The sequence below is a fragment of the Pseudomonas sp. G5001 genome, assembly GCF_013385475.1.
Classification (GTDB): Bacteria; Pseudomonadota; Gammaproteobacteria; order Pseudomonadales; family Pseudomonadaceae; genus Aquipseudomonas.
This window is the reverse complement of the sequence record NZ_JACAPZ010000024.1, coordinates 48,002-73,918: the sequence shown is the minus strand read 5'-3', so window position 1 is coordinate 73,918 and position 25,917 is coordinate 48,002. Positions and strand designations below refer to the sequence as shown.

Genomic DNA, 25,917 nt, shown 5'->3' with positions numbered 1-25,917 from the left:
GCACTCCTTTGAGGTGGATCAGTGTTTGGCCGGGGCCTGGAGGCTCTGGGCCAATTCGACCAGTTGCACAAATTCGCCGCGCAAACCAAAAGGGTCGTCGCCCCGTGCGGAACGGGCCAGTGCGGCCGTGTCCTTGAAACTCATGCTGCCAGTGTAGCGGCCATCACCCTTGAGTTGCTGGGCGAAGGCGGCCACGGCGGCAGAGAAGCGCAGGTCGTCGCTGGGTTTGCCGCTCTGCGGGTTGCTGATCGGGTGTTCGATCAGTCGGCTGTTGCCGCCTTCCGCTGGTTTGTAGCGTACCCGCAACATCGCCAACTCATCAGTTTTACCGTCAGCCTTGGCCGCCGATGCGTAGCGCAGGGACTCCAGCCAACCCTGTTCACCCTTCGGGACAATTTCATACAACGCGGTCACCGTATGCCCTGCACCGATTTCGCCGGCGTCGACCTTGTCGTTGTTGAAATCCTCACGCTTCAGGGCGCGGTTTTCATAACCCAGCAATCGGTATTCACTGACCTGCGCCGGATTGAATTCCACTTGCAGTTTCACATCCCGGGCCACCACGGCGAGGGTTGAGCTGAGCTGGTCCACCAGCACTTTGCGGGCTTCGCGCAGGTTGTCGATATAGGCGTAGTTGCCATCACCGGCATCGGCCAGTTGTTCCATCAGGTGTTCGTTGTAGTTATCCACACCGAAGCCGAGGGTGGTCAGGGACACGCCGCTTTTGCGCTGGTCGACCGCCATTTGCTTGAGGCTGTCGAAGTCGCTCACGCCTACGTTGAAGTCACCGTCGGTGGCCAGCAGGATGCGGTTGATGCCTTTGTCGATAAACCCTTCGCGGGCCATTTGGTAGGCCATTTCGATCCCCGACGCGCCTGCGGTTGAGCCGCCGGCGGTAAGTTGGTCGATGGCATTGCGGATCGTGGTTTTGTCGCGGCCCGAGGTGGGCTTGAGCACCACCCGCGATTCGCCGGCGTAGACCACCAGCGAGACGCGGTCCTGGTCCCGCAGTTGGTCCACCAGCAATTTCAGGGTGGTCTTGACCAGAGGCAGGCCTTCGCGGCGATTCATCGAGCCTGACACATCCACAAGGAACACCAGGTTAGCCGGAGCCAGGTCTGCCACGGCGCGGTCCGAGGCCTTGATGCCGATGCGCAATAGTCGGGTGTGAGGGTTCCACGGCGACGGTGCAACTTCCGTAGTCACGCCAAAGGGCGAGCCGTCAGTAGGCAGGGCGTAGTCGTAGGGAAAATAATTGACCATTTCCTCCAGTCGCACAGCACCTTCGGGCGGCAGGCTGCCTTGATTGAGGAAGCGTCGTACGTTGGCATAGCTGCCGGTGTCGACATCGACGCTGAAGGTGGAGACCGGTGTTTCGGCAACGCTGCGGATCGGGTTGTCCGGGAGGTTCTGATATTGCTCCCGAGGCTCGGTCTGGTATTGCATGGCGATCGAGTCGTTCATGACCAATCGCGACGCCATCGGTGCAGGCGCAACCATCCGCTTGACCATGGCCCCCTGGACGCTGGCGGGCTCACTTTGCACCTCCACGACAGGCGCCGACTCAGCGGGCTTGGCCACGTCACGGGATGAAGAGAGCCCACACCCGGCAAGCGCCACCAGCAGGGTCACGGTGAAGCCTTGGGCGGCAGGGCGTAACAGCAGAAGAGGACGGGACATGGGCTGAACCTCGTGAATGAATGATCCGTTCACAAGGTCAGACGCAAGGGGCTGGCGATTCGGGTTAAAGCAACTTAGAGCGACGGAATATTTCCTGTCGCCGCCACAGTCGCCACCGGGACACGCTCATTAGGCGCAGTTACGTCATACACATGCTGCTCACAGCCCTTCCCGACAATCACGAATTCCACCAGGTAAACCTTTTGCTTCTCAGGCTTGAAGGTCGAACTCATGGGGCCGCACTCATACACATAGGTTTTGACGAGGCCGACATAGTTGGCGTTGTAGACCCGTGACTCGCCGATCACTTCAAAGGGCTGCCCCGGGTCAGCCTGCACTTCCAACTGCGGGAAGCGTTTGGCGACGGCGCTGTTGCCCACTTCGTTCATCTTGGCGATCCAGCCGAATACCTTGCCACGGCCGGAATCCACCACCGTCCCGAGGATTTCCGGACGCTGATCTGCATCGGAACTACGGCGTACGGAGAACTGCACCGGATAGGTAAAACCGGTTGCCTTCATGATGACCTTGGCGTGTTCGGCGTCCACCTCGACCTTTTTCTGCTGCAACTGGACGCCGTCCGTCAGCAGGCTTGGCGAGGAGTTCCTGGCAGTGGAGTGGCAGCCGGCCAAGGCCAGGGCGAGGATTAAGAGTGAGGTCTTTTTCATGGGTTACTTCCTTGAGCACATTTAAAAATCTGGCTCGGGCTACGTGGGAGAACCGCAGCCCGATGCCGTTTTCTATCGGCCGTAATACTTAAAACGCGTACCGCGCCTTGAGCATGACCCCATCGGCATCAAAACCACTGCGGGCCTGGCGGGTGTAGCTGGCACCCACGGTAAAGTCCGACACCTGGTAGTTCACGCCGACACTGGCTTCATAGCTGTCACGCGCCACCGAAGCGCCGGTGACGGTGAACGCAGAACCGCCGAGCACATAGCTGGAGGTTTGTGCGACGCGATCACCCATCAGGTCGTGATACGCCATCAAGGTTGCTTCCGGCTGCAAGCTACCGGCACCCATGGGCAAGTTGCCCGCCAAGCGCACACCAGCGCCCAGCTCGCCCACTTCATAGCGTTGCGACTGGGTGCTCAGCGCGGCCGAGGAGCCCTTCTCGTTGAAACCGTCCATGCGCACGTTGGCGTAACGCGCTGCCACGCGCGGCTCGATCACCACGGCCTGCGACGGCTTGAAGCTGTAGCCGCCGATCACACTGGCAGACAGCACATTGCTGTCGTAACTGCCCTTGGCTGTGGTGCCGGCGATATGGCGTTTGCTGTCGTTGTCGTTATGGCCATAGCTGAGGCTGCCGTCGACAAACCAGTTTTGCAGCGACCAGTTGCCGTACAGCGACAGCGCATGGCCCTCCACGTCGGTCTTGTTGCCGAGGTCGGAATGGATGTTGGAGTTAAGGTAGCTGTACGCCACGCCCAACGTGGTGGTGTCGTTCAAGCGCCCGTCCACACCCACGGCCATGCCGCTGCTGTTGGCCGAGTAGCCGTTGTTGCCGCCACGCCCGTCCTGGTCCATGTTGCTGCTCAGGCCCTGCACCCACACGCCGCCGGTTTGATGGCTTTCGCGCTGGTCGGTGAGGCGGTTGAAGATCGCGCCGTTGACCACGGTCTGGCCCGACAACGCCACGTCCAGGGCGCCGCGATTGACGTCCGGCTTGAGTTGTTCGCTGACCTGAGCAAGCTGCTGTGCTGTGCCGGCGTCAGCCAGGGTTTGGAACACTGGGTCGTTCTGATTGAGTCCGCTCAGTACGTCGTTTTTAAAGGTGTTCACCGCCGTCGCTGACGCAGCGCCGGCGCCCACCGCGGCGAGCTCCTGCTGCACTTGCTGGTTGTCTTTAACCGCCACCACGGCCTTGACCGTTTGCGCGTCGGCCGAGTAGCTCAGCACGTTCAGCAGAGAGGACGAGCTGGCCACAGACAGGCCATTGTCATGCACGCTGGTGGCTTGCAACAGGGTGTACTGAGTGCCGTTGTTGGTGCTGGCGAAGTCGCCCGGTTTGGCGCTCACGGTCAGTTTCGAAGCCTGGGCGAAATTCGCTGCACCGTTGACGGTCAGGTACGGCGTGGTCGGCACTACGCTGTCGGCCAGGTGCATATCAATACCTGCGCCGCTAGCAACGTTGAGGTTGCCAGTGATCGCAGTACCGGGCGCCGACAGGTTCAGCGAGCCCGAGTTGACCGATACCGGCGCGATGATGCGGCTGCCGGTGAAATCGGCCTGGCCTGCGACATTCACCGCGCTCAAGTTGAGCAGGTCGCCGGTGATTTTGCCGCCGGTCCAATTCAGCGTGGCAAGGTTGGCGGCGTCGATGGCGATGCCGGCGTTACTGCGGATTTCGCCGGCTTGCTGGTTGATCTCGAACGCCGAGGTCTGGTCCGCGGCATCTACATGAATGGCTGTGCCATCGGCGCTGATCGTGCCGCGGTTAACGATGCCGCGCGCGCCGGTCGCGCTGTTCTGGGCAAAGGTTGCCCCGGCAAACTCGAAGGCATTGGCGTTGGTGCCCGTGGCCTCGACGGTGCCGGTGTTGAGGATGTAGTCGACCGTACCGTTTAGAAACATCACCGTCTTGGCGTCATTGCCGTTGGCAGAAAGCAGGCCACTGTTTTCGATGCGCAGAGGGTTGGTGTCGGTTTCCACCTCGATGCCCCAGGCGCCCTCGCCCGTCGCTTTGAGCGTGCCGGCGTTGAGGATTTTGCCGCCGACGGTGGTACCCAGATTGTTCTGACGGTCGAGGATCAGGCCGATGGCGTAATCACCGCTCATGTCGATCACACCGGTGTTCGAGACGTCGCCGGCGATGGTGGTGCCATGCAGGTAAATGCCTTCGCCGCCATCCACGTAGGAGGGTGAAGCCGGCGGGCTCAGGGGCAGCGTGGAACGGATGGTGCCGGAGTTGATGACACTTCCACCGATGGTCGTCGCGCCGATCTCAAGCCCCTCGTAACCCCCATTTTTCATAAGAATGTTGCCCGCCTGGACCACGTCCCCGGTGACAGTTCCCGGGCTCAGATTCTGCGGGCCCGACCAGAACAGCGGGTCCAGGGCAATCGCACGGATGGCGGCGCCCTGGGAATCCAGAGTGATGTCGGCACGGTTGATCAACGAACCCTGGATAGTGGTGTTGGCCACACCCAGTCCGGCAGGGTTGGTGGTGGTCGGCACCACTACTTCGGAGAACGTCCCGTTGATAATCAATGACTCATTAAAGGTCTCGCCGACCCAAATGTTCTTGCCCTGCCCCAGGTCGAATTCCACCGCCAGCGCTTGCGAACTGATTGCGCCGACCATGAGTGCCAACAGGCTTTTCTGGAACTGCTTACGCTTCATTTCAAACTCCATGAACTACATTAAAAGCCGCCAATAGGCCCGGCGGCAGTAGGTGTACTAAGCGAGGGATCAATTGATCCGAATGCATTCCCCCAGGGTGCCTTCCTGAAACGCAGGCGCGCGCCTGTGCACCACAGCGGGCGGTGACAGAAAAGAGGCTTGGGGGGCGAGGTTCACATTAATCCTTAATGTCATTTGAAAACGCTGCAGTCCATGCAGCCCGACCGGTTGCGGGTGGGCGGGGTAAAGACACTGGGATATACAAAATGTTCAAGGTGCTCGGCGAGTTCTATCAAACTGCTCGCGTCAGGATCAGCCACCGCAAGCCACGCGGAGAACTCTCGCTGGTCTACTTGAGCTCCTTCACCAGATAACTCCCGGAGATCTGCGTGATACCCGTCAACGCGCGGCGCAACGCCTCAGGATCAGTGCGATAAGTGAGCGGCGTGTAGCCGTAGACATTCTGGCCATTGAACGGCGTGATCGACTCCACCGTGCGCCAGAGCATCTCGTCGCCACGGTCCATGCGCGCCACCACGGTGAGCGTCGGGTAGACCACGCTGCTGAAACCCTGGGTCAGGCGAAAGCCCCACTCGCCTACCGTCAGTTGAATCTGCGCATCGGCCGGCTCGTCGTCACCCACCACTTTGAGCGATGACGTCTTACCCAAGGCATCAATGAAGGCCTGCTTGAGCAACACACCCAAGTCGATATTTTCGACGTCCATCACCGTGAGAATCGCCGCAGGCGTCGACATCTCGGCCAGTTGCCCCGCCTTCATGCCGGCGGCAAACCCCGCGCCGCTCAAGGCTGCCGTGCCCAGCTTGGACGCGCCGCTGGCCATGCCGACGCCCGCGCCAAGCCCGGCGCCCAGGGCCGCACCCCAGGCTTGTTCACGGCCCATGTAGACCATGTTCTTTTCCCACTTTACGGGCAGCACTTTGACCGTCTTGACCTGCGCACGATGCTCGGGCGTGAGGGGCTGGCTGACGCAGCCGCCGAGGATGAGGGTGGAGAGGAGAACCAGGAGAAGGTTTTTCACATCAGTCCTTTAATGTTGGTGGTGGGTGGATGCGTTTAATCAACGCCAGTGTGTCGGCAATGGGGGTGAAGACATGAGGCCTTGTGATTGGGCCAGTACTTTGCTGCCTTGCGTGGGTTTGGGTGCGGGCTTATAGTCCGGGCCGTCGCCCATATGGCGATTCAGGTTTGGCGACCTGACAACAGAGCGCAAAAGCATCCCGCTTCTATGCAGGTGTTTTTGCACCCGCAAAGCTGTGCATGATATGGCGGCTGTGCGCGGGAGACCTTCGGGTCTGCCGGTTTACTCTGTTGCCGGTTCGCCAACCTGCGTACAGCTGCCACCCATTCGTTTGGCGACGAATGAGTGGTGGCTTAATCCACCAACAGAGTACTGACAATGAATCGATACATGCCCCTCACGGGCCACGACTGCACCGTCCCCGCCCTGCTTATCGACACCCATGCGCCCCTCGATGTCCTCCACGACGCCGCCGTATACCGGATTCGCGCCGTCACCCAACTGCTGGAAAACCTGGCCTTTCGCGACCAACTCAGCAGCGATGCTGTGGTGCTTCAAGACTTCGCCCAATTGCTGGCGATTCCGCTGCGAGATGGGTGTGATTTGCTGGATGTCATCAGCCGCAGACTCAATACCGATCCATCCTGAGTAAACGGGTCAAAGGGGACGGGGTCAAAGGGACGGATTTATTTAATCGATCCATCTGGAGTTTTTTAAATTTAATATTTAAATAAATCCGTCCCCTTTACGTATTAGGTGCACCGACTAAAAGCCAAGCGTAAGGCCGCACCTACATCGGAAGGACTACTACCGCCGGGGATAATGACATAGTCACTCTCACTTAGTCCCTTACCACTCCAGGCTTCTAGCTTTTCGTGATGGCTAGGACGAATAGTTATCTGGTCCCCCTTACTTTCAATACTGCATTTTTTCATATCTTTAAATAATGCACGCTTACTCTTGTAGCTATAGCGCTCCCAAGTACTGCCAACCCATTGATCATATCGTTGACTGGTCAAGTCGTAGTCGTATAAATCCATATCAAACGTAGCTTCGGGGTGAATCCAAACATCCTTACGCGGCTCGGGAAGCACAAATCGGCTATGGGCCAACGCATCCAATACCACAACACCTAACTCTTGATCACTGATTTCAGGGCTGGCGTGATGCTCGACACCCTGTGGATCAGCTCGACTACTCCGATAGCCAGAATAAGTTTTAACGTAAATGAATTCCTTATTGACTCCTGCATCCGCCCAGGCTGTTTTCACGACATCGTTCATCTTAATTCACCTTGGTAATTTTTACCGTAATGCCTTTGCTCTGACCATATTCAATGGCTCTATTGACTTGGTTAAAGGGGACGGATTTATTTAATTAACTCATAAGAAATTTTTAATATTTAAATAAATCCGCCCCCTTTACGCTGTTATATCATCGACCGAGAAATAGGGGGTCAGACCACTATTAATACTTTAATTAGAAAACCGTGGCCTGAACCCTATTTCCCGCGCCCGATTCTCGCTCTAATTCACGCGTTAAACAAAACTTCTCTCAGCAAGTCCTGCCTCTTTGCCTGAGCCCCTACGGCTGCAGTGAAGCACTGGTTATAGGCAGCAATCTTCAAAACGCCGCCCAAATCTTCTACTGCAAAGCAGTCGATATCCATTAACTTCTTTTCGTCGACACCCACTAACTGAAGCAAGGATTTGCTTACCCACATGAAAGCGCCAACCGCCTCAATGTAGCCGTTTCTTAAAACCCAACGCCCAGGATTTTTTGATATATCTACGACCTCTTGGGTCAGCGGAAAAGGCAGCCCATTACTTTTCTTGGGCAGATGAGCGTGTTCGACGCGCTCAACTTCAAAGAGCGTAAGACTCTCGGCATTTTGCCATCGATCATACTCGGCGTCGTAAATTCGAGCCTGAACAAAGCCGGGCTCATCGATTAAAGCTTCAATCAAGGTCTGTGCAACTTCAATCGAATTCGCCAGGTGTTTCATATCAAGCCGATAAAACGCTTTATCTGCCACATACGAAAACTCGACAGAACCGTTTGCCAGCTCAATAAAAAAACTCTGACACTTGTTTTTCTTCAAGTAATTCGAAACGTCCGCCAACCCTATTTTCTTGCCGGTAAAGCCATCAATGACGGTATCCTCATTAAAGTTTTTGAGCTGTTGTATTAGCCGCCCCCATACAACTGAAGCGCCATCATGTAGCCTCTCGCTAAAGACAATTTCAATTTCAGCCATATGATTAGCCACCGAACTCTTTAATAATCACAGTAATATTACGTTGCTTTCCATACTCTATAAGCTTGCTCGCGTCAGCCATTCCGCCCGGTTGAACTCGGATGTCCAAAATTTTCGTTGCCGGTACGCCATCCACGGTAATTTTTGAACTTTGCAAGGTGTCCATATGGGTTCTCATGTCATAAGACCACCCTTTACCTCGGGTATCAATCGTTTTCAAACTCACCACATTAGTGTCGAGCTGGAAGTCAATAACTGGGAAGTTATTGGATTGGGGTCAAAGGGGACGGATTTATTTAATCAACTCATCTGGATTTTTAAATATTTAAATAAATCCGTCCCCTTTACGCATTACGCTCACAGGATGAGTGCAGGAAGGCGGCAAAAAGGGTGCAAATAGAGTGCAAAACACCGGCGCAAGGCCGGTGTCGATAGTGCCTGATCAAGTTGGGTATATTGAAAACTACATTTGTCGAATATCAGATAAAAAATCATAAAATTCTTTTTCTGTCATCTCAAACTCTGGCCCTTCGACCATTGCCATTAGTGACAACAACGCAATGTCTAAATCTTTTGTGAGAGAAAGGTTTGGATCTTGGTAAATATCAAGTGCCTCTTTTGATATTTTAAAAATATCAAATCCATCAGCAACTGCTCTTCCAAGTCTGTCAGCCACTATGTCTTCCATGCTCATTGCTGCCCCCAACTCTTTAGCTCTCCTGCGGTCGGAGGGTAGTGCTGAGCATCAACCGGCTGCCCATTAATACTTTTCGGGTGGACACGGATTACTTCTCCTGCATGGTCATAGCTTTCCATCCATTGCCTCGTACTGCCCGTTTTAGGATCAAACTCCGTGGCGAAAGAAGCACCCCGAGTAGGTCCTTCTGTCCTTGCAGGAACCTCTTGGGTTAATGGGTCAAAGGGGACTGGGTCAAAGGGGACGGATTTATTTAATCGACCCATCTGGAATTTTTTAAATTTAATATTTAAATAAATCTGCCCCTTTTACGTCAATACATACGAGAGAAATGCTCATCAATAGAACTTCCAGACCAAAAACTCACATCTGAAAATTCCAGACTATCAGAAACAACAACTATCCCCCTAAGCTCAAAAGGAATATCTTCTATACCAGCCTTAACGCTAGGGATTAAGTAGCGAAAATAGTCCCCCATTTTAGACTCTCCATCATAACCGGAAGGGAAGTCCTCCCCAGACACACTACCTTCTATAGCATGGTATATATAGACACCTTTAATTGCTGGAAGGTTATATTCTGTCAGCCTGGCTTGGAGTGAAGATCGATCCGCTATCCATCGTTCCACTTCAGCCCTAGAGTCTAGGTGACGATATGCACAGGCAGAGTATAAATCAAGAATTGTTTTACCGTTTTTAGCTTTCGGATATTCTTCGTAATCACCAGACTCTTCCCACAAGTACTCACTTAAGCTATCAAGCTTCTGCTCCACAGCTGTAACTTCCAACAAAACCTTTGGTAACGATCCAAAACAGTTATTCACCATGACGGCAATAGCACCGGCTTTGTCCATCGCAAACCAAGTAACAATTTCTCCAAATCCTGGAACCCATTGTTCATCAATAACCATCATTTATTCCCCGGCCAAGTCACCTTACAATTCGGGCATGTTTCTATAACTGCTTTAGGGGTGTATCCACCTTCATCCCTGATGGTTTTAGGACGTAAAGCCTGTGTGAATTTGATATTTTCTGGATTCCCTCCTGACCTGACAAGCTTATCTACTGCTGATACCTCTGCACATGCACCAGCAGAATTCCTGCAAAAACTTGTTAATTCACCTATTTTCACACCAAGCTTGCTCTCAACAGAGCTAACTGTGCGAGGATCCAAGCTCTCAGTGGGCAAAGGGGACGGATTTATTTAATCGACCTAGCTGGAGTTTTTAAATCTAATATTTAAACAAATCCGTCACTTTTACGTCCTAAATAAATCCTTCCCCTTTACGTTAAAGAGCAACTCTGCCAGCATTAAAACGTGGATTGCCCCCTATTTTCCAAAACGTGTGCAGATAGATAAACACTCAACTTATCAGACAAGCCTATCCGTTCAATATAATCAACAATATATACAGCAGAGCTCTCGTCCGCCTCACATACCGGCTCAGACATTTGCTCTTGTAGCCCTACAATCTTATAGGCCTTATTGGCAAAAAAACCGATCACCAACAATATTAAAATTAAACTATTTTGTTCTACGCTTTCAGATGCAAAATTTCCTTCTGCCAGCGGTCCGCTCTGCATATCATCGGAGTCTAGATAATATGCTAATTCATCAGCACTGAGCCCTCGATCAGACAACCATCGCCAACACTTATCAACTGCCTCCTGACATTTTTTTTGCGTATCACTCGCCGAGTCAAGGTTACGTAGAGCATAATCAAGCAACAGAAGGAAAATTGAGGCTTTCTTTACCCACATCATACTGTCAATGACTTTAAGCGCTTCTTCATTGTCCATTACCTATTCTCCCATCTTTAACTAGGACTGTTAGACGATTTGGCATTGCTGCCCCTCCCTCAGCGGTAACTCTTAGCAGAAGAGCAGGGGTCAAAGGGGACGGATTTATTTAATCAACTCGTCTGGAGTTTTAAATTGTTTAAATAAATCCGTCCCCTTTACACCACCCTTTACACGTCCCCTTTACGTATAATCCGTTATCTTCGGCATATCAAAAATCGATCTTCACTGAGATACCCAACACCGCTCACGCGCCAAAATTCAAAATATGACCGAAAATCGAACTCCAGTGTTATCAAAGGTTGCCCCATATACCACGCCAAATAATAGTCAGCAGCGACGCCGTAAAGCGCCTCAAACAACGCATATTCTTGCTCAGTCTTGAGCAACCTTGAATCCCTTACCTGATCCCCCACCAGCTCAAGTATCCAACTACTTGGAGTATCCAGCTTGTCAAAAGACTTAAAATCATCTTTGTCGCCGTAAACCAGTTTTGCATGACTGCATATTTCGTACAGTTCATTGTCGCCAAGCGATTTACAAAAATTTGCCTGATCTTGCAACCAGGCCTTCCCCTTGCGCATCAACTCAAAGTCGGTCGAATCCGTGGTTGGGAACAGGTATAACCTTTCTTTTAGTGTACCTGCCTGAATCACTTCATTTATTCGCAGCACTAGACTGTCGGCATGAGGAAAATAAAGCGTCGCTTTAGTAATCTCAGGCAAGGAAGGGTTAAAGGGGACAGATTTATTTAATCAACTCATCTGAATTTATATATTTAAATAAATCCGTCCTTTTACGCTCTTCCTTTACGCTTTACGGTTCTGCTTAACAACTCTCTAGATGAGGAAATAGGGATCAGACCGCTATTCTTCTCTTTGCCAAAACAGGGGCTAGACCACCAATACCCGCATTCACATTAATCGTAGCCCGACCCCGCTTTTCCTAAAGCGCTTCTTTTTATTTTGCGGAAACAGCACAAAAAAAATCATTTATAGCCATTCGATCCGTATCATTTTTCGCAAAACGCTCCAGCACCGGAATTAAATAATACTGCATCAAATCACACCTGGCCGGATCCTTCGGCACAGCGTCCTTAAGGCATGCAATCATCAGTTTAGTAGACATAATTGACGCGAACGCTTCATAGCCTTTTCCACTTGAAAAAGGGACATTCTTGAAATAGTACTCCGCTAAGAGTCTTTGTTCGGACTTCTTCCAAGATCGGTGAGGTATAAGCACCAAAGCCTCACTCCAATGTTCAGAATTGATAGGATACTCACTCATTATCCAAGCCGCAGCCTGATCAGAAGTCATCTTCACTATTTCTTTACAAAGTGACGTTAACCGAGCGTCCATATCAAACCTATTTTCTTGGATTAAATGTTTTTTCTGGAAGCCCCGAGTTACCTTTTAAGGTGGCCGGCGGCTGATAGTGGCCAGAACTATTATCCCAACCTGTTATTTTTCCTCGCTCTGGACCATCATTATTACCAAAGCGTACCGAGCCGGCATATTTCACTTCTCCTCCACCCCTAAGCCCGAGATGTGTCGAAAAATGCTCATTCACATTCTGTCTACTAACCTTAATAGTTCCGTCAGGTAATGTAACAAAGTCGTAGGATCCTGGGGTCAAAGGGGACGGATTTATTTAATCAACTCATCTGGAGTTTTAAATTGTTTAAATAAATCCGTCCCCTTTACGTTGGCAGGCGCGTAGCCCGTGAAGACCAGGTCTTTCGGATCAAGGCCATTGAAGCCGTCGAGCAGTGCTTCACGGTACTCACCTTGCGTCATTCCATCTCGCAAAACTGATAGCTGCAATGAGCGCTCAAGATCAAACATTCCAAGGTTTCTGGACTTATCGAGCTCGTCCATATCCCTGATGATTTTTCTTCTCGCACGCACCCGCTCCCGCTCCGAGCGCACTACACCCAGCTCTCGCCTTGTCCGCATCCTCAATTTCACGGTGAGTCAGCCAGTTGTACGTCGAGGCTTTTTGGGCGATCTCCGAGCCCTTTTCAAGATCACCATCAACGGCTGCAGCTGCTAACAAGCCCGTCAGCTGCGACAGCATCAACGTGATGTCGTCATTACCGCGTGCTGCCCAAGCCAGCTGGTTGATCAGTGCCTCATTCAGTCCGGCAGCCGCAGCACCGGTTTTGAAGTCGCTGCCAGTCGCTTCGCCAGCAGGCCGACCATTAACGCGAGGAAATAGGCGTCAGACCACTATTCTTCCATGTTTTTAAAGAGCAACTCTGCCAGCCTTAAAACGTGGTCTGCCCCCTATTTTCTTTAATCGACTCATCTGGAACTTTTTGAACTTAATACTTAAATAAATCCGCCCCCTTTACGCTTGTTGTTAATAGGGGACCACCAATACCCGCATTCGCAATAACGGTGGCGTGCACCGACTTCTTCATATAACTCTAAACACTTAACTATCAGTTTTTAGTTTAATCTCAGCTCCGTCTGGTAGGTCTTTAATTTGGCAGGCAATATCAGCCCTAAACCTCATCCCCTCCACAGCATCTGCCAAATACATATTATCCAGCACAAACTCTCCTCCCAGCACGAATGGCACCTTCGGCAACAAACGTTTTCCTGTGGGAAGCTGACCATTCTTCTTTTGCCATTGATGCGCTAACGGGTAGCCCGTGAGCGCCTCATAATCACTAAGTATTATTTTTGCCCAGCTTTCAATATCGTCAGCCAAATACTCTAGTGCCCCGGTTTCCGGGTCAAAAATATAAATCTTGTTATCTTTAATACAGAACTGCCCACCGAAAATGTCTTCAGCAAAAAATAAGCAACCATCGGCAATACCCTTATAAGCAGCGCGCCAAAGAGTATCTTCATTCCAATCACGAAGACCAATTTCGTCCTGACTAGAATGTGTGGGAAACACATGTAAAGCGCTTTCTAGGGCGTAGAAGCCATTGCGTTGAACCAGCATCCTTAAAAGTTGATCAGCTAAAGCACCGGCCAATCTATGTGACGGCCCAGAAATTTCCGGCGCATGATCACTCAAAGATGAGCTTGCATTCGATAACAATTTTTCCAAGCTGGACATATTCTAATCCACCACATCTATTCGAATCTTCGTTCCGTTTGGTAACTCTCTACATTGAGCACCAACACAGGCACCAGCCCCGCGATTGTCGCTAGGGTTGATATGTCTTACGGAGGAACCTTGACCACCCTCTTGAAACATTGCAGGTGGATATTCATCACGATCAAGGCCTGGCTTGGTTTCAGTACCGCGCAAAGAGTCACGCCTGCGTGATGCTGCATTCGCGCGATCTATGGTCAGAGTACCAGGCTTACCCGCGTCAATAGCATCTTCGATGTGTTGCGCTGATTCAGGAAAGCGGCTTTTGCTGACTGTGACAATCTTTTCAGCGTCACCGCCAGCGGCCCCAGTTGCTTTTGCACCAGCGGCTTAAGCTATTTGTCTAGCAGATCCTCGACCGTAAGCCTATCAATTTCTCTGAAGACTACTTCTATCTCGTGCCCTTCGTCACCAATCCAATCAAAGACCGCATCACGTAGAATCTCAAGGTATACCTGTAGATCCTCTCTTGGCAATTCTGGAAGAGTCACATGTACAAGGACGATTTTGTGGCATGGAATCCAGCTAAGATCTCTTAAGCAATCATATAAGGCATCCCAGTTAAATCCAAAATACCCCGGCAACCAAAGCAGGTAATACAGCGATCTTATCAATTCCTCTGCAATCCCAATGGACGGGTCAATCCGCACATAAAAAACCTCGGCCGCGTCATATGAAGGCGGGATGTCCACAAACTTGAATGGCAACATTTTCGACAGGCCTCAATTTTTTATCGGGATGAAGGTTTTGGGGTCAAAGGGGACGGATTTATTTAATCAACTCATCTGGATTTTTAAATATTTAAATAAATCCGTCCCCTTTACGCACGTAAGGGTTCGCAGCATTTGCGTTGACAAATATCTTTCCACCAGGCTCAACCACGCGAGTAGCTTCCGGAAGAAAATCCATCATTGAGTTAGTACCACCTGCACTCTTGGGAATGAATGGGTTACTAGCAACAATCTCTCCCACCGAACTATCCTTGAAAGGAAGTTTCGTTGCGTCCGCTCGAATACCAGACTGAATATCTGCTCGGACATCCACGTTTATAGCACCAGGAGTTTGAGCATTCTTCCCACCAAATAACTCAACAGTGGGTTTCCCACCAGAACCAGCTAATTCTCCTGTCGCTTTTGCACCGAGCCTTTCTCAACCATTTTTTAAACGCAGAATCGTTATTCAACTGAAAGACATTATTCTTTTTTCTAAGAAATCGATAAAGTTTTTCGCATACAAACTAGAAGTTTGATCAGAAAGTTCAAGCCTATAAACAGGATACTCTCCATCATTAAGACCATCGTCCGTGGCAAAATAAAATGATTCCCCTGCACCCGGCGGTTCGCAGATAAATAGCCTCTCCTTCCCACACAACCCATTTCGACCGTTAACGATTGACATATAAACGATATCCCCCCCCCTTACACTATCAAAATCCATTTCGTAGATACTATAAATCTCCTCCCCAGATATTTCCCCGCCAGAATAACACTTCAGCCACCATTTATAGCTATCAGGCAACTTCAACCCAAGACGAGCTTCAGCTTTATAAATCCACTCATCAGCAATCCCGTCACCATAATCAGCAAACTCAACGTAATCCGACTCTTTAATAAGATTAATTATTCTCGAATAATCCACGCCTAATTACTCCCCGCTCCGAGCCCGCAACTTCCAATAATCCGACTGATAAGAGTTAAACTCTTTAGCCTGCTTTGTCAATGTTTTTGCATTCAAATCCGTAGGAACTGAAACATAGTCAGTCGTAGGGTTTCTGTATTCTGCAGAGTCTTTGTAACGAGTATACCTAAAGCTTTGAGCGGCATTGGATGGGACATGAAGAACACTGCTATTCTGGCTATGGAAAACAGAACCAACTTCTGCAAGTGAACCACGAGTACCAGCGAATCCATTAACTTCAGTTTGCGAGAGATGATGTAACTCAACTGATTTCCCATCATACCCAATTGGTGCTCGACCCGAGGCCATCCTCTCAAGGTTTGAGCCTTCAACAGTTTTACCTCGTACTCTCCAGGTCGATAGGGCCTCTGGGTCAAAGAGGTCGTTACGTTGATAAACAGTCCTATCTAGAACTGTTGTTTTATTCCAAAAAACATCAACTTTAGGCGTCGTACTTGCAACATTACTACCCGCCGTCGTGCCCGTACCAGCAGAACCTAGCCCTTTTGCACCACTGGCAAGCTCTCCAGCTAACTTACCATTAAAGTATTTACTCGCGCCGCCAAACAGAGCCGCCTGAGCTGCGGATTTCGCCGTGCTCCATGCCAGGTCAGACGTTACGCTCGACTCTCCTGGAAAGGTTTCCGGAAAGAAAGAAGCTAGCACTCGGTCGGGCTCATTGGATTTAAAATCCGCCGTAATCCGGCTAGCAGAATCCCATGCCCCCACAATCGAGGTGGTGCCAAGCGCTCCTAAGCCGATGGGTAAGGCACAGGTAACAACGCCAACACATGCGGGTGACGACATCACCATCCCGGTATATGCAGTAGCCCCTCCGACTAGGCCAAGGGCAGTGTCTTTGCTTGCTCCAACGACCTGCACCGCCTTGCCGTGAGCATTGAGCGTATCGTCGCTCCAATCCTGCCAACTACGGCCACCAAACTGGCCGGTCGCCTCAAGTAACGCGATCTCCTCACTAAAAGTGGCGCCGCGATCCTGAAGTGCCTTGAAGTCCTTATAGGTTTCATCGTTGGTCGGGATCGACTCTGCGCAACTAACCAAAGCGCAGGCCGCCGCATTCAAACGATCAGCCTTTTCCGGATGGAACCGTCGCTGTTCATCCAACGCATCGGCTTGAGACTTGTGAAGCTGGTGGTTGTACTGCGTGGCATTTTTCGCCACCCAGCCACCCTTCTCCAATTTGCTAGCATCTGCATCTTTTTGTGTGGCCGCAGCTAAAACACCGACCAGTTGAGAACTCATGGACAACAATGTCTTGTCGCCCTTCACGATGTCGTTAAGCTGTACGACCAGTGCCTCATTGGCGCCGGCTGCCAATGCGCCTGTACGGAAATCTCCACCCGTTGCTTCGGCCAAGAGGCCACCGACCATCGCATGAATCGCGATCTTGGGAATTGAACCGTTTTCGATGTTCCACTTTTTCGTGTAGTCGCCGACGGCATTGAAGCTGGCCGCTGCCAGGGTATTGAATAGCGCAGTTTTCAGCGCCTCACTCCCACTGCCGCCCTGCCCCAATGCTTTACTCAACAGCGTTGAAGTACCGCCTTGCAATGTCTGGTTCGCGGCAAACTGCCCTACACCAGTCCATGTGTTGAGCTGTGGCCCCGTTATTTGCTTAGTCGCCTGATCAGTATGAGTTCCGGTCCAGCCATCAAAATAAGCTGCGGTCAATCCAGCGGTCACACCGGAAATCGTATACCCCTTCAAAGCATCCGAAGAGGTGACATCCTTGAACACCGCCCCTAAGTTGCCACGATTATTAACGACACTAACCGTCGCATTGGTCGCAGCGCCTGCCGCTACGGCTCCCGCACCTGCCGCGACAGCGACGCCTGCTCCAGCACCTGCAGCCGCAGTCATTGCCAACGGCCCGACAAATGCGGCCATCAGAATTGCTATTACAATCTGCGAGCCCGCACCTAAACCGGAGTTACTGTATTTGAAGCTATCGTGGATCTCTTTGACTTGGCGCCAGTCCACGTCACCGCGCTTTTCAGCATCCTTGAGCCAAGCCAGATTCGGATCGGCTTTGACCATGGTATCGATGGTCTGACTAACGGTTTGCTGATCGATCTGCCTGACATCAATCTTCAATCCGTCGACAGCTTTGATAACGACCTGCCCTTGAGCGATCATTTCACTCTGGCGCAGCGTTTCGTCAGTGTTGCCTTTACCTTTGGCGCTGAACCAAGCGAGGTCACCCTTGCTCTTGGTATGGCTCTCGTCATGAAGGTCTTTGACGCCTTCAAAGACGATGGCCCCGCCACTGTTAAGAATGATGTCATTACCACTATCAAGCTTCGCGACCTGGTAACGCTGGTCACCTTCGCTGATCAACGTGAGGTTGCCGCCAGTCTTGATCTCGGTCCCAACGTTCGTGGTGCGGGTTACTTCGTCTCGCTGCTCTTTCTTCGCGCCCCAGCCACCGTTCTCCTTCATGTCATACAACGTATGAGTACTGTTCTGCGCCGCCAGCAAATTCAACTTATCCCCGCTATACAGATAAGCCTCATTCCCCGCACTGATCTTGCTCGCCACCAGCGTGGTGTCGCGCCCGGCCTGGCTCGTAAAGTCCCTGCCCGCCGTCAGCACACTGGCTAACTGCGTGGTCTGCTCATCCGCGGTCTTAATGCGTTTCTTGCCGTCTTTTTCCTTGCCTTCGACGTTGTGCACATCGCTGACAGACGCCACGTTGAAATCGCGCCCGGCCTGAATGTTCAGGTCCTTACCCGCGGTGGCGTTGCTGCCGATGATGTTGACGTCTTGCCCCGCCACCATGCTCAGGTTGCCGCCGGCCGTGACCGTGGCCGCTTGGTTTTTCACGTCGGTGGTGATGGTGGATTTGTGTCCGCCGTCGCTGAAGGCGTGGATCTCGCTGGTGTCGCTGACGGCGATCAGGTTGAGGTCGCGCCCGGCTTTCAGGTCGGCATCGCCGCCGGCGGTGAGTGCACCGTGGTTGGTGAGGTCGCGGCCAGCGTCGATGGCCAGGTTTTCGCGGGCGGTGATGGTGCTGACGCTGCTGTCGGTGAGGGTGCGCATGCCGGCGCCCTGGCGCACCTGGATGGCGGTGTTGTCGTTGGTAATGTCGCCCTTCAGGGTGGTGAGGCTGACCTGGGTGCCGCGTATCTCGCCAGCCATGGAATTGCGGATGCTGTCCTGGGCCAGCAGGCTGAGGTTGTTGCCGGCCTCGATCAGGCCGCCGGTGTAGAGGCTGCCGCTGCTGGCCACCGAGAGGTTGTTGCTGGCGCGCAGGGTGCCGACGTTGATCAGGTCGCCGCCGGTCATCAGGTTGAGGTCACGGCCCTGGATCAGGCTGTTGCCGCGCACGTTGCGGGAGTCGGCCTGGGCCAGGTAGAGCACCGGCACGAGCACGGTCTGGCCGTCGACCACGCGGTTTTCCATCCACACGATGTCGTGGGTCAGGGCGCCGACTTGCTGGTCAGTGAGGGACACGCCGACGCTCAGGCGCAAGGCGTCCTTGCTGGCCAGGGCGTTGTCCATCAGGTAGCGGAACTGGTCGTAGTCGCTGGTCAGGCCACCGGCGAGGAAGCGTTGCCCGGTTTGCGCCAGCACGGCATCGCGGATCAGCCGTGACTCGTATTGCCCGTCACCCAGGCGACGCCAGGCGTTGTCGGGGCTGTAGCCGAGCTTGCCGAGCATGTAGTCGGAGCTGAAGAAGCCCGCCACAGTGGTGAGGTTCGGGTTGGTCTCGATCAGGTAGTGGCTGGTGGGGTCGGCGTTTTTGATGAACAGGCCGTAGTCGCCCTTGGGCAACTGGAAGCCGGGCGCGGTGGTGGGGTCGACCGGGGTGAAGGACTCGCCGGTGTAGTCCACGGGTACGTAGCGGCCGTCGGGCGCGATGCTGGTCACCGGCAATACGCTGCTTGGCGCCTGGGCGGTGGCGTCGTTGACGTGCTTGCTCAGGTTGATGTTGATGCCGCCGACGGGGATGCCGGTCTGGTCGTCACCGAGGGTGCCGGTCAGTTGCTCCAGGGTGTTGGTGTGCAACGTGCCATTTTGCAGGGTGCGCGCAACGTTGAGGTTGACCGCGCCACCGGCCTGTATCGTCGCGGTGTAGCCCGGGCCGCCGTTGTCGGTCCAGGTGGTGACGTTGCTTTGTTCGGAGAAACGCCAGTCGCTCGACCGGGCCTTGAGCACCTCAAAGCGTGCTTCATCGAAATTACCCGCTGCCACTGCTGCGTTGAAGGCGGGTACGTCGATGTATTCCATCCGGTCCCACTCATCGGTGTCGATGCGCTGCGGGGTGCCGATGACGATGGTGTTCTGCCCGGTGCGAGTCGCGGCGCCCTGGTTGAGCAGGTCGTTGGCGGTGATGCTCAGGTTGCCATTGGCCGCCAGCAGGCTATAGCGGTTCTGGACGTTGTCGCCCTGGATCAGCAGGTCTTTGCCCGCCACCAGGCGTGCAGAGGCCGAGTCCTTGATCGCGGATTCAAGGTAGGTCTGGTTGATGGTGATTTGACCGCGCTTGAACGAGTCGTGCCCGCCGCAGTGCTGGCCGCACTGCCAATTGAGGCTGCCGGTGGTGACGGTCTGGCCCAACTCGAATTCAGCCTTGGCGTTTTCCACATTCCGCGCACTGATGCCGATATTGCCTTCGCTTTCAACCGTACCGGAAAGGTTGCTGAAGCCCGCCGCCATGCCGCCATCGAGCGCCGCGAAACTCAGGTTGCCCTTGCTGTAGACGTCGCCGTACAGGTTGCTGAAGCTGTTCCCGCGCAGGGTCAGATCACCGCCGCTGAACAGCAGCGTGTCTGCGCTATTGCTGATGCCATTGCTGGCGTTGAGGTTGACGTTGCCTTGTGAACCGAGGGTGCCGCGGTTGTTGATCTGTGCGGCGGCAATGTCGAGTTGCTGGCGTGCGGTGAGGTAGCCGAGGTTATCCAGCGTACCGCCCAGGGTGATGCGGGTGGTGGTGCCGCCGGCCAAACGCCCGCCGTTCTGGCTGAGGTTGTTGGCGACCACGCTCAGTTTTTGCTGGGCCGAAAGGCGGCCACTGTTGGTCATGTCGCCGGTCAGGTTGACACTCAGGTCACCGTCGCTGAGCAACTCGCCCGCGTTATCCAGGCTGGCGATATCCAGGGTCAGACCCTTGGCGCTGGCCAGGCGGTCGCCGGCCTTGAGGCTCAGGCCCTGGGTGCTGGTGTAGTGCAAGGCTTCATTGAGTTGCACACGGCCGAGGCCATCGACCCGGCCGAACGACCAGTCGGCGGTGCCCAGGCCATTGATGCTGCCCTGGCTGCCGCTGAGGCTGCTGGTATTGAGGCTGAACACGCCGGTGCCAGCGTGCTGCAGTTGCCCGGCCTGGTTATTCAGATGCCCGGCGCTGAGGCTGAAGGCCTGGCTGCCGAATTCAAGAATGCCGTTCTGGTTATTCAGTTGGTCGGTGACCGTCAGCGTGCTGCTGGCGCCTTCCATCGCCCGCAGTTGGCCGCCCGCGCTGTTGTCGAGGTTGCCGCCATTGAAGGTCAGGCCCTGGTTGGACTCAATCAGGCCGCCTTGGTTGGTCAGTTGGGTACGCGAGGTCAGGCTGAGCTGATTGCCGCTGATCTGGCCGTTGGCGCTGTTGTCCAGGGTGGCGCCGGAGACGGTGACGTGCTCCTTGCCGAACAGTTTGCCGCCCCGGTTGGTCAAGGCCTCGACCGTCAGTTGCAGGTCGCTCTTCAAGGCGGTCAACGCGCCAGCCTTGGTACCGTCTTGGCTGTTGTCGACGCTGTCGGCTGTCACCGTCAAGCTGTCGCCTTGCACGGTGCCGCCCTGGTTGTTCAAGGTGCCCAGCGTCAGGTCGACCGCCGCACCACCGCTGAGGATCATGCCCTGGCGATTGCTCAGGTCCTGGCCGCGGTAGCTCACGCCCTGATTGCCGGCCAGGAGTTGGCCCTGGTCGTTGTCGAGGGTTTGCGCCGCGATATCCAGGCGCTTGCCCCGCAAGGTGCCGCCCTGGTTGTCGAGGGTGGTCAAGGCCTTGACCAGCACACTGCGTTCGGCGGCGTCGATCACGCCGTTGGTGTTGGTCAGCAGGTTGCTGGTGTTGAGGGTGATGTCGCCGTCATTGCTGACCAGCGCGCCCTTGCTGCTGTTGTCGAGGTCTTGCGCGGTGACAGTGAGGGCCTTGCCCAGCAGGATCCCGGCGCTGTTGCCCAGGCGCTTGCCGGTCAGCAGCAGGTCACCCTCACTTTGAATACGGCCCTGGGTGTTGAGCAATTGGTCGCCCAGCACCACGCTCACACCCGGCACACCACCGGCCAGCAACCCGGCACTGCGGTTGTCGAGGCTGCCGGCGCGGACGTCCAGTTGGTCACCGACGATACGCCCGGCGCGGTTGTCGATCTGCCCGCTTCGCGCATCCAGCAGCAACTGCTTGCCGATGATGGCGCCGCCCTGGTTATCCAGGCTCGCGGCGTGCAGTTCGATGTCGCCCTGGGCGGCCTGCAAGTGACCTTTGGCGTTGTTCAACTGTTGGGCGACGGTCAAGGTCAACTTGCCGGCATCCGCGCTGAGTACACCTGCGTCGTTGTTGCTGAGGCTGCCGAGGGTAGCGGTGAGTTGCCCACCCACCAGCTTGCCGTCCTGGTTGGCGACGTCACCGGCGCGCAGGTTCAAGTCAGTGCCAGCCTGGGCATGACCCTGGCTGTTGTTGAAGGTGTTGGTGACGGTGAGGTTGAGCGCGCCTTTCTCGGCACTGATCAAGCCCTTGGCACTGTTGTCGAGGCGGGCGGCGTTGACCGTCACGGCGTCGGCAACCAGGAAACCGTTCTGGTTGTTGATCGTGTCCGCTGTCACACCGAGGTTGCCCGCGACAATCTGCCCGCCGGTGTTATTCAGCGTGCCGCTGTTGAGCGTCAAGCTGCCGCCCGCGACCTGGATATGGCCCTGGCGGTTATCCAGCGAATCGGTTTGCAGCGTTGCCGCCTGATCGGCACCGAAGCGAATCAGCCCGCCGAGATTGACGATGGCCGGCGCGTTGATCGCCAGCGCTTGCTCGCCATACACCCGCGCGGTGGCGCCCTGGCTGGTCAGTCTGGCACTGTTCAGCGTGACGGTTTTACCCTGGATCACTGCGCCCTGGTTGTTCAGTTCCCGGGTGGCCGTGGCGCTCAGCGAGCGGCTGGCCAGGACGTTGCCGCTGGTGTTCAGGGTTTGCGTATTCACCACCACATCGCCGGTGGCATTGCGGCTGTTATCGGCCTGCACGCCTGCTTCGATGATGCCCGGGTTGGTGACGGTGGTGGCGTTGAGTTCGATGCGTTGGCCAGCGGCCAGGCTCTTTTGGTTGACCAGTTCTTCAGCACTGCTCACCTGCACATTGCCGGCGGCGTAGATCTTGTCGGTCAGGTTCACGTTCTGCGCGGTGACCTTGAGGTTACCGGTGGTCGCCGTCTGCGCCATGCTCAGGCGCCCGTTGGCATCCAGCTGGATGTCGCCGCCACTGGCGGCCAGCGTACCGTCGAGTTTCACCCCTACGCCGGCCTCGGTGCCCACCAGTTTGATCGCACCGGCGTACATGCCGCCCAATGCCGAGGAATCGATGGCCAGCTCGGGCTTTGCGCTGCCGTCATCGGCGCGCGCGGTGGCTTTCAGGCTTTTGGCATCGACGTCGTTACGCCCGGCAATGACGGTCAATTCTCGTGCGTTGATCTGCGCATTGATCTTGGCCGAGCGGGTGATGATTTCGAAGCGGTCGACGTTGCTGGCATTCAAGCCTTCGCCGTCGATGGTCACGGCGCCGCCGTCAACCTGGTAGCGCTGCAACTGGCCGCTGGCGTCGAGCACCGGTTTGCCGGTGGTGAGGGTCACGTTGGGGGTGTTGATGAAGCCGCAGCCGCTGCATGTAACGCCGTACGGGTTGGCGACGATGACCTTGGCCGACTGGCCCGCCACTTCGGTGTAGCCGCGCAGTTGGCTGGGGCTGCCGCCGTTGACTTCGTTGAGGATGACGCTGGCCGCGCCGCCCTTGAGGTTGGGGTTGCCGACGATGTAGCCACCCAGCTGGGTGTTCGTCATGGGGCCGTTGGCGTTGTTGAGGATCACGCCGTTGGGGCCGACGTTGTAGTCCTTGAATTGGTTATGGGACAAGCCACTGCCATTGGGGGTGGCGATGTTCACCACCGGTACGCCATTGCCGGCCTGGCCGACGGTGGTGCCCGGCGCACTGACCACAATGCCTCCGGCCTGGGCCAGCAGCGGCTGCCAGAACAGCGCGTTGGCCAGGATCAGCACCAAACCGCGCTTGGGCAGGCCGAAGAACGAGTCTCGCGGTTTCAGCGCAGCAGAAGGTTGGCGGGCCAGGAAGGCAAAGTGGCGAACATCCATTGTCATATTCTCGATGTAACGGGGCGTTGAATTACAGGAAGAAATCCATGCGGAAGTAGATCGGCGCTTCGCGCTCGCTCATCACTGCCGGGCGTTCCAGGGAATGGGCAAAGGTCACGCTGGTGCTGACGTATTTGCCACGGGCGAACAGCTCCAACGAGTTGCTCGAGACCCGGCCATGCACTTCACCGTTATAGCGGTCGTTGCTGATCACACCCTGGTCGTAGCCGACGCTGGCGCCGTATTCGGCAAAGGCCGGGCGCATCCAGTCCCAGGTCACCGGGCGCGCCCAGCGCACGTCGTTGCGCCAGTAGCCGCCGCTGTCGCCGGTGAGCTGCTGGTCTTTGAAACCGCGCACCGAGGCCGAGCCGCCGAGGCTCATGCGCTGGGGGCTGAACAGAATGTCTTCACTGCGTTGGCCGGTGGCCAGGCTGGAGAAACTGAACGACTCACCCCATAGCGTGAACGGCTGCAGGTAGCTGACGGTGGCGGTGTATTTGCGGTAGCGCGCGTTGGGCAGGCGATTGCCGTACTGATCGCGCTCGTTTTCAGCTTGGGCATCGAAGGCGCCGATACCGTTCTGCATGCCCAGGTCGAGGTTGACGAAGGCATTGCCGATGCGGCGGCCGTGGTTGATGCCCAGTTGCAGTTCACTGAGGCGGTTGCTGCTGGGCTCGGTGCGCACGTCGAGGATGTAGTTGTTGGTGCGCAGGTGCGACAGGCCGACGTTCACCGAGGTCTTGCTCACGTCGTCACGATGGATCACCCGCTCGGCGCGCAGTTGGTGGTTTTCGTTGTCGCCGTTCTGCTTGAATTTAAAGTCGTTGGTTACGCCAAAGGTGCGGTAATCACTCTCGCTGTAGGTGTAGCTGAAGTTCCACCAGCCCCACGGCACGTTGTAATACAGCATGCTGTTTTTCGAGGTTTTCTGGTGGTCGCTGACGCCATCGTGGCCGCCGCGCAACACCAACTGGTCGGCCAGGCCCAGGGGGCTGTCCCACTCAAGGCCGGCGCCCCACTGCTGTTCGCCGGTACTTTTCTGCCCGTCGTTATTGCGCGACAGGCTGGCGCGCCAGGGCTTTTGCGGGACGTTCTTGACCTGCACTTCACTGCCGCCCACCTGGCTGCCGGGGGTCAGTTCCATTTGCGCCTGCTTGGACGGCAAGCGATTCAACTGGTCCACCAACTGCTCGATTTCCCGCAGGTTGAGCTGCTCGCCGACCTTGCCGGGGAAGGCCATGGCCAGCTCGCGCGGGGACAGGTTGCTGCCGTCGGCGCCCTTCAAGCCTTCGAGCTTGCCTTCCACCACCAACACCTGGAGGTGGCCGGTGGAAAGGTCCTGCTGCGGCAAGTAAGCACGGCTGGTAACCATGCCTTTGTCGATGTAGTAGTCGGTGATCGACTTGAGCACTTGGTTGAGCTGGGAGACGCCCAGGCACTGGCCGATATACGGCTTGAGCAGGCGCTCGCGGTCCGGTGCAGGCAGGCTGTCGGCACCCTTGAGTTCGATGTCTTTGATCGGGAAGCAACGGGTGTCGGCCGGGGTGGCAGGCGCTTGGGGCTTGGCTTCTTTGCCGGGCAGTTCCTTGAGGTCTTCAAGGCGCCGGCGCTGTTCTTCCAGCAGACGGTTTTGCCGGTCGCGGATCAGGTCCTGGTCGCCAGGCGTAGGCGCCGCCACCGCACTATTGAGTGCGAAGCAAGTCAGCAGGCAAACGCCCAGCAGCAGCCGAGTCCGTGGCAATAATAAAGACATGTTCGATCCGTCGAAAAAGCGGGGGCCGGCAAACTAACATCGAACTTCCGGTGGGCCAAGATTCTGGCTTAGTGGGAAGCTATGTTTAACAGGCATATAAGTTGCTGATTATTAACAATAAATAAATCATGCAACGTTTAATTGCTTGCAATTGGAATTTTTATTCCGACAAGCGGTAACAGTTTTGATACACCTCCAATGAT

The 25,917-nt window shown here is 54.9% G+C and carries 21 protein-coding genes; 1 reads left to right on the top strand and 20 read right to left on the bottom strand.

Going from position 1 to position 25,917, the window contains the following annotated elements; genetic code table 11:
* Window positions 1-18: 18 nt before the first annotated feature.
* From HX805_RS20100 to HX805_RS20085, 4 genes are all read right to left on the bottom strand, one after another.
* Complete coding sequence (locus HX805_RS20100) at window positions 19-1,680, bottom strand: VWA domain-containing protein (RefSeq protein WP_177117237.1); 1,662 nt, start codon at window positions 1,678-1,680, stop codon at window positions 19-21.
* Between the two features lie 74 nt (window positions 1,681-1,754).
* Entirely contained in the window at window positions 1,755-2,348 is a 594-nt protein-coding gene (locus HX805_RS20095) for a hypothetical protein (protein WP_177117236.1), read from the bottom strand.
* An 88-nt stretch (window positions 2,349-2,436) separates the two neighbouring features.
* Window positions 2,437-5,025 (bottom strand): autotransporter outer membrane beta-barrel domain-containing protein, encoded by a 2,589-nt coding sequence (locus tag HX805_RS20090; RefSeq protein WP_177117235.1) that lies wholly within the window; start codon window positions 5,023-5,025, stop codon window positions 2,437-2,439.
* 349 nt (window positions 5,026-5,374) lie between these two features.
* Window positions 5,375-6,067 (bottom strand): hypothetical protein, encoded by a 693-nt coding sequence (locus HX805_RS20085; protein WP_177117234.1) that lies wholly within the window; start codon window positions 6,065-6,067, stop codon window positions 5,375-5,377.
* Window positions 6,068-6,457: 390 nt separating this feature from the next.
* Between HX805_RS20085 and HX805_RS20080 the strand changes: the two genes are divergently transcribed.
* Entirely contained in the window at window positions 6,458-6,715 is a 258-nt protein-coding gene (locus HX805_RS20080; protein ID WP_008433674.1) for a hypothetical protein, read from the top strand.
* Between the two features lie 104 nt (window positions 6,716-6,819).
* On the opposite strand, the gene HX805_RS20075 is transcribed toward HX805_RS20080, so the two are convergent.
* From HX805_RS20075 to HX805_RS19995, 16 genes are all read right to left on the bottom strand, one after another.
* The gene (locus HX805_RS20075; protein ID WP_177040697.1) at window positions 6,820-7,350 is read right to left on the bottom strand and encodes a contact-dependent growth inhibition system immunity protein; all 531 of its coding nucleotides are present in this window, start codon (window positions 7,348-7,350) and stop codon (window positions 6,820-6,822) included.
* 248 nt (window positions 7,351-7,598) lie between these two features.
* On the bottom strand, window positions 7,599-8,324 hold the full coding sequence (locus HX805_RS20070) for a hypothetical protein (protein WP_177117233.1): 726 nt from the start codon (window positions 8,322-8,324) through the stop codon (window positions 7,599-7,601).
* 4 nt (window positions 8,325-8,328) lie between these two features.
* On the bottom strand, window positions 8,329-8,490 hold the full coding sequence (locus tag HX805_RS20065; RefSeq protein ID WP_008433669.1) for a hypothetical protein: 162 nt from the start codon (window positions 8,488-8,490) through the stop codon (window positions 8,329-8,331).
* 297 nt (window positions 8,491-8,787) lie between these two features.
* Window positions 8,788-9,018 carry a hypothetical protein gene (locus HX805_RS20060; protein WP_003218173.1) on the bottom strand — a complete coding sequence of 77 codons (231 nt, stop codon included), beginning with the start codon at window positions 9,016-9,018 and terminating at the stop codon, window positions 8,788-8,790.
* A 316-nt stretch (window positions 9,019-9,334) separates the two neighbouring features.
* Window positions 9,335-9,931: a hypothetical protein gene (locus tag HX805_RS20055; protein ID WP_023659327.1), complete on the bottom strand. Its 597-nt coding sequence runs from the start codon at window positions 9,929-9,931 to the stop codon at window positions 9,335-9,337.
* Between the two features lie 400 nt (window positions 9,932-10,331).
* The gene (locus HX805_RS20050) at window positions 10,332-10,820 is read right to left on the bottom strand and encodes an Imm6 family immunity protein (protein WP_003218174.1); all 489 of its coding nucleotides are present in this window, start codon (window positions 10,818-10,820) and stop codon (window positions 10,332-10,334) included.
* 197 nt (window positions 10,821-11,017) lie between these two features.
* Complete coding sequence (locus HX805_RS20045) at window positions 11,018-11,545, bottom strand: hypothetical protein (protein ID WP_256348235.1); 528 nt, start codon at window positions 11,543-11,545, stop codon at window positions 11,018-11,020.
* Between the two features lie 235 nt (window positions 11,546-11,780).
* The gene (locus tag HX805_RS20040) at window positions 11,781-12,137 is read right to left on the bottom strand and encodes a hypothetical protein (RefSeq protein ID WP_177117232.1); all 357 of its coding nucleotides are present in this window, start codon (window positions 12,135-12,137) and stop codon (window positions 11,781-11,783) included.
* Between the two features lie 49 nt (window positions 12,138-12,186).
* Complete coding sequence (locus HX805_RS20035) at window positions 12,187-12,342, bottom strand: hypothetical protein (protein WP_177117231.1); 156 nt, start codon at window positions 12,340-12,342, stop codon at window positions 12,187-12,189.
* Between the two features lie 125 nt (window positions 12,343-12,467).
* Window positions 12,468-12,788, bottom strand: coding sequence for a hypothetical protein (locus HX805_RS20030; RefSeq protein WP_177117230.1), 321 nt, complete (start codon window positions 12,786-12,788; stop codon window positions 12,468-12,470).
* Between the two features lie 469 nt (window positions 12,789-13,257).
* Window positions 13,258-13,893 (bottom strand): SMI1/KNR4 family protein, encoded by a 636-nt coding sequence (locus HX805_RS20025; protein WP_256348234.1) that lies wholly within the window; start codon window positions 13,891-13,893, stop codon window positions 13,258-13,260.
* Window positions 13,894-14,267: 374 nt separating this feature from the next.
* Window positions 14,268-14,642, bottom strand: coding sequence for a barstar family protein (locus HX805_RS20015; protein ID WP_087693608.1), 375 nt, complete (start codon window positions 14,640-14,642; stop codon window positions 14,268-14,270).
* 91 nt (window positions 14,643-14,733) lie between these two features.
* Window positions 14,734-14,976, bottom strand: coding sequence for a methyltransferase domain-containing protein (locus tag HX805_RS20010; protein ID WP_371133009.1), 243 nt, complete (start codon window positions 14,974-14,976; stop codon window positions 14,734-14,736).
* A gap of 135 nt (window positions 14,977-15,111) precedes the next feature.
* Entirely contained in the window at window positions 15,112-15,570 is a 459-nt protein-coding gene (locus HX805_RS20005) for an SMI1/KNR4 family protein (RefSeq protein ID WP_008433668.1), read from the bottom strand.
* 6 nt (window positions 15,571-15,576) lie between these two features.
* Window positions 15,577-23,961, bottom strand: coding sequence for a DUF637 domain-containing protein (locus HX805_RS20000; protein ID WP_177117229.1), 8,385 nt, complete (start codon window positions 23,959-23,961; stop codon window positions 15,577-15,579).
* 31 nt (window positions 23,962-23,992) lie between these two features.
* Window positions 23,993-25,714 carry a ShlB/FhaC/HecB family hemolysin secretion/activation protein gene (locus tag HX805_RS19995; RefSeq protein ID WP_177117228.1) on the bottom strand — a complete coding sequence of 574 codons (1,722 nt, stop codon included), beginning with the start codon at window positions 25,712-25,714 and terminating at the stop codon, window positions 23,993-23,995.
* Window positions 25,715-25,917: the final 203 nt, after the last annotated feature.

Coding starts and splice junctions, on each gene's coding strand:
- HX805_RS20015 (WP_087693608.1), bottom strand. CDS start 14,642: ATGTTGCCATTCAAGTTTGTGGACATCCCGCCTTCATATGACGCGGCC.
- HX805_RS20025 (WP_256348234.1), bottom strand. CDS start 13,893: ATGTCCAGCTTGGAAAAATTGTTATCGAATGCAAGCTCATCTTTGAGT.
- HX805_RS20055 (WP_023659327.1), bottom strand. CDS start 9,931: ATGGTTATTGATGAACAATGGGTTCCAGGATTTGGAGAAATTGTTACT.
- HX805_RS20050 (WP_003218174.1), bottom strand. CDS start 10,820: ATGGACAATGAAGAAGCGCTTAAAGTCATTGACAGTATGATGTGGGTA.
- HX805_RS20100 (WP_177117237.1), bottom strand. CDS start 1,680: ATGTCCCGTCCTCTTCTGCTGTTACGCCCTGCCGCCCAAGGCTTCACC.
- HX805_RS19995 (WP_177117228.1), bottom strand. CDS start 25,714: ATGTCTTTATTATTGCCACGGACTCGGCTGCTGCTGGGCGTTTGCCTG.
- HX805_RS20065 (WP_008433669.1), bottom strand. CDS start 8,490: ATGGACACCTTGCAAAGTTCAAAAATTACCGTGGATGGCGTACCGGCA.
- HX805_RS20060 (WP_003218173.1), bottom strand. CDS start 9,018: ATGAGCATGGAAGACATAGTGGCTGACAGACTTGGAAGAGCAGTTGCT.
- HX805_RS20075 (WP_177040697.1), bottom strand. CDS start 7,350: ATGAACGATGTCGTGAAAACAGCCTGGGCGGATGCAGGAGTCAATAAG.
- HX805_RS20000 (WP_177117229.1), bottom strand. CDS start 23,961: ATGGATGTTCGCCACTTTGCCTTCCTGGCCCGCCAACCTTCTGCTGCG.
- HX805_RS20080 (WP_008433674.1), top strand. CDS start 6,458: ATGCCCCTCACGGGCCACGACTGCACCGTCCCCGCCCTGCTTATCGAC.
- HX805_RS20040 (WP_177117232.1), bottom strand. CDS start 12,137: ATGACTTCTGATCAGGCTGCGGCTTGGATAATGAGTGAGTATCCTATC.
- HX805_RS20090 (WP_177117235.1), bottom strand. CDS start 5,025: ATGAAGCGTAAGCAGTTCCAGAAAAGCCTGTTGGCACTCATGGTCGGC.
- HX805_RS20070 (WP_177117233.1), bottom strand. CDS start 8,324: ATGGCTGAAATTGAAATTGTCTTTAGCGAGAGGCTACATGATGGCGCT.
- HX805_RS20095 (WP_177117236.1), bottom strand. CDS start 2,348: ATGAAAAAGACCTCACTCTTAATCCTCGCCCTGGCCTTGGCCGGCTGC.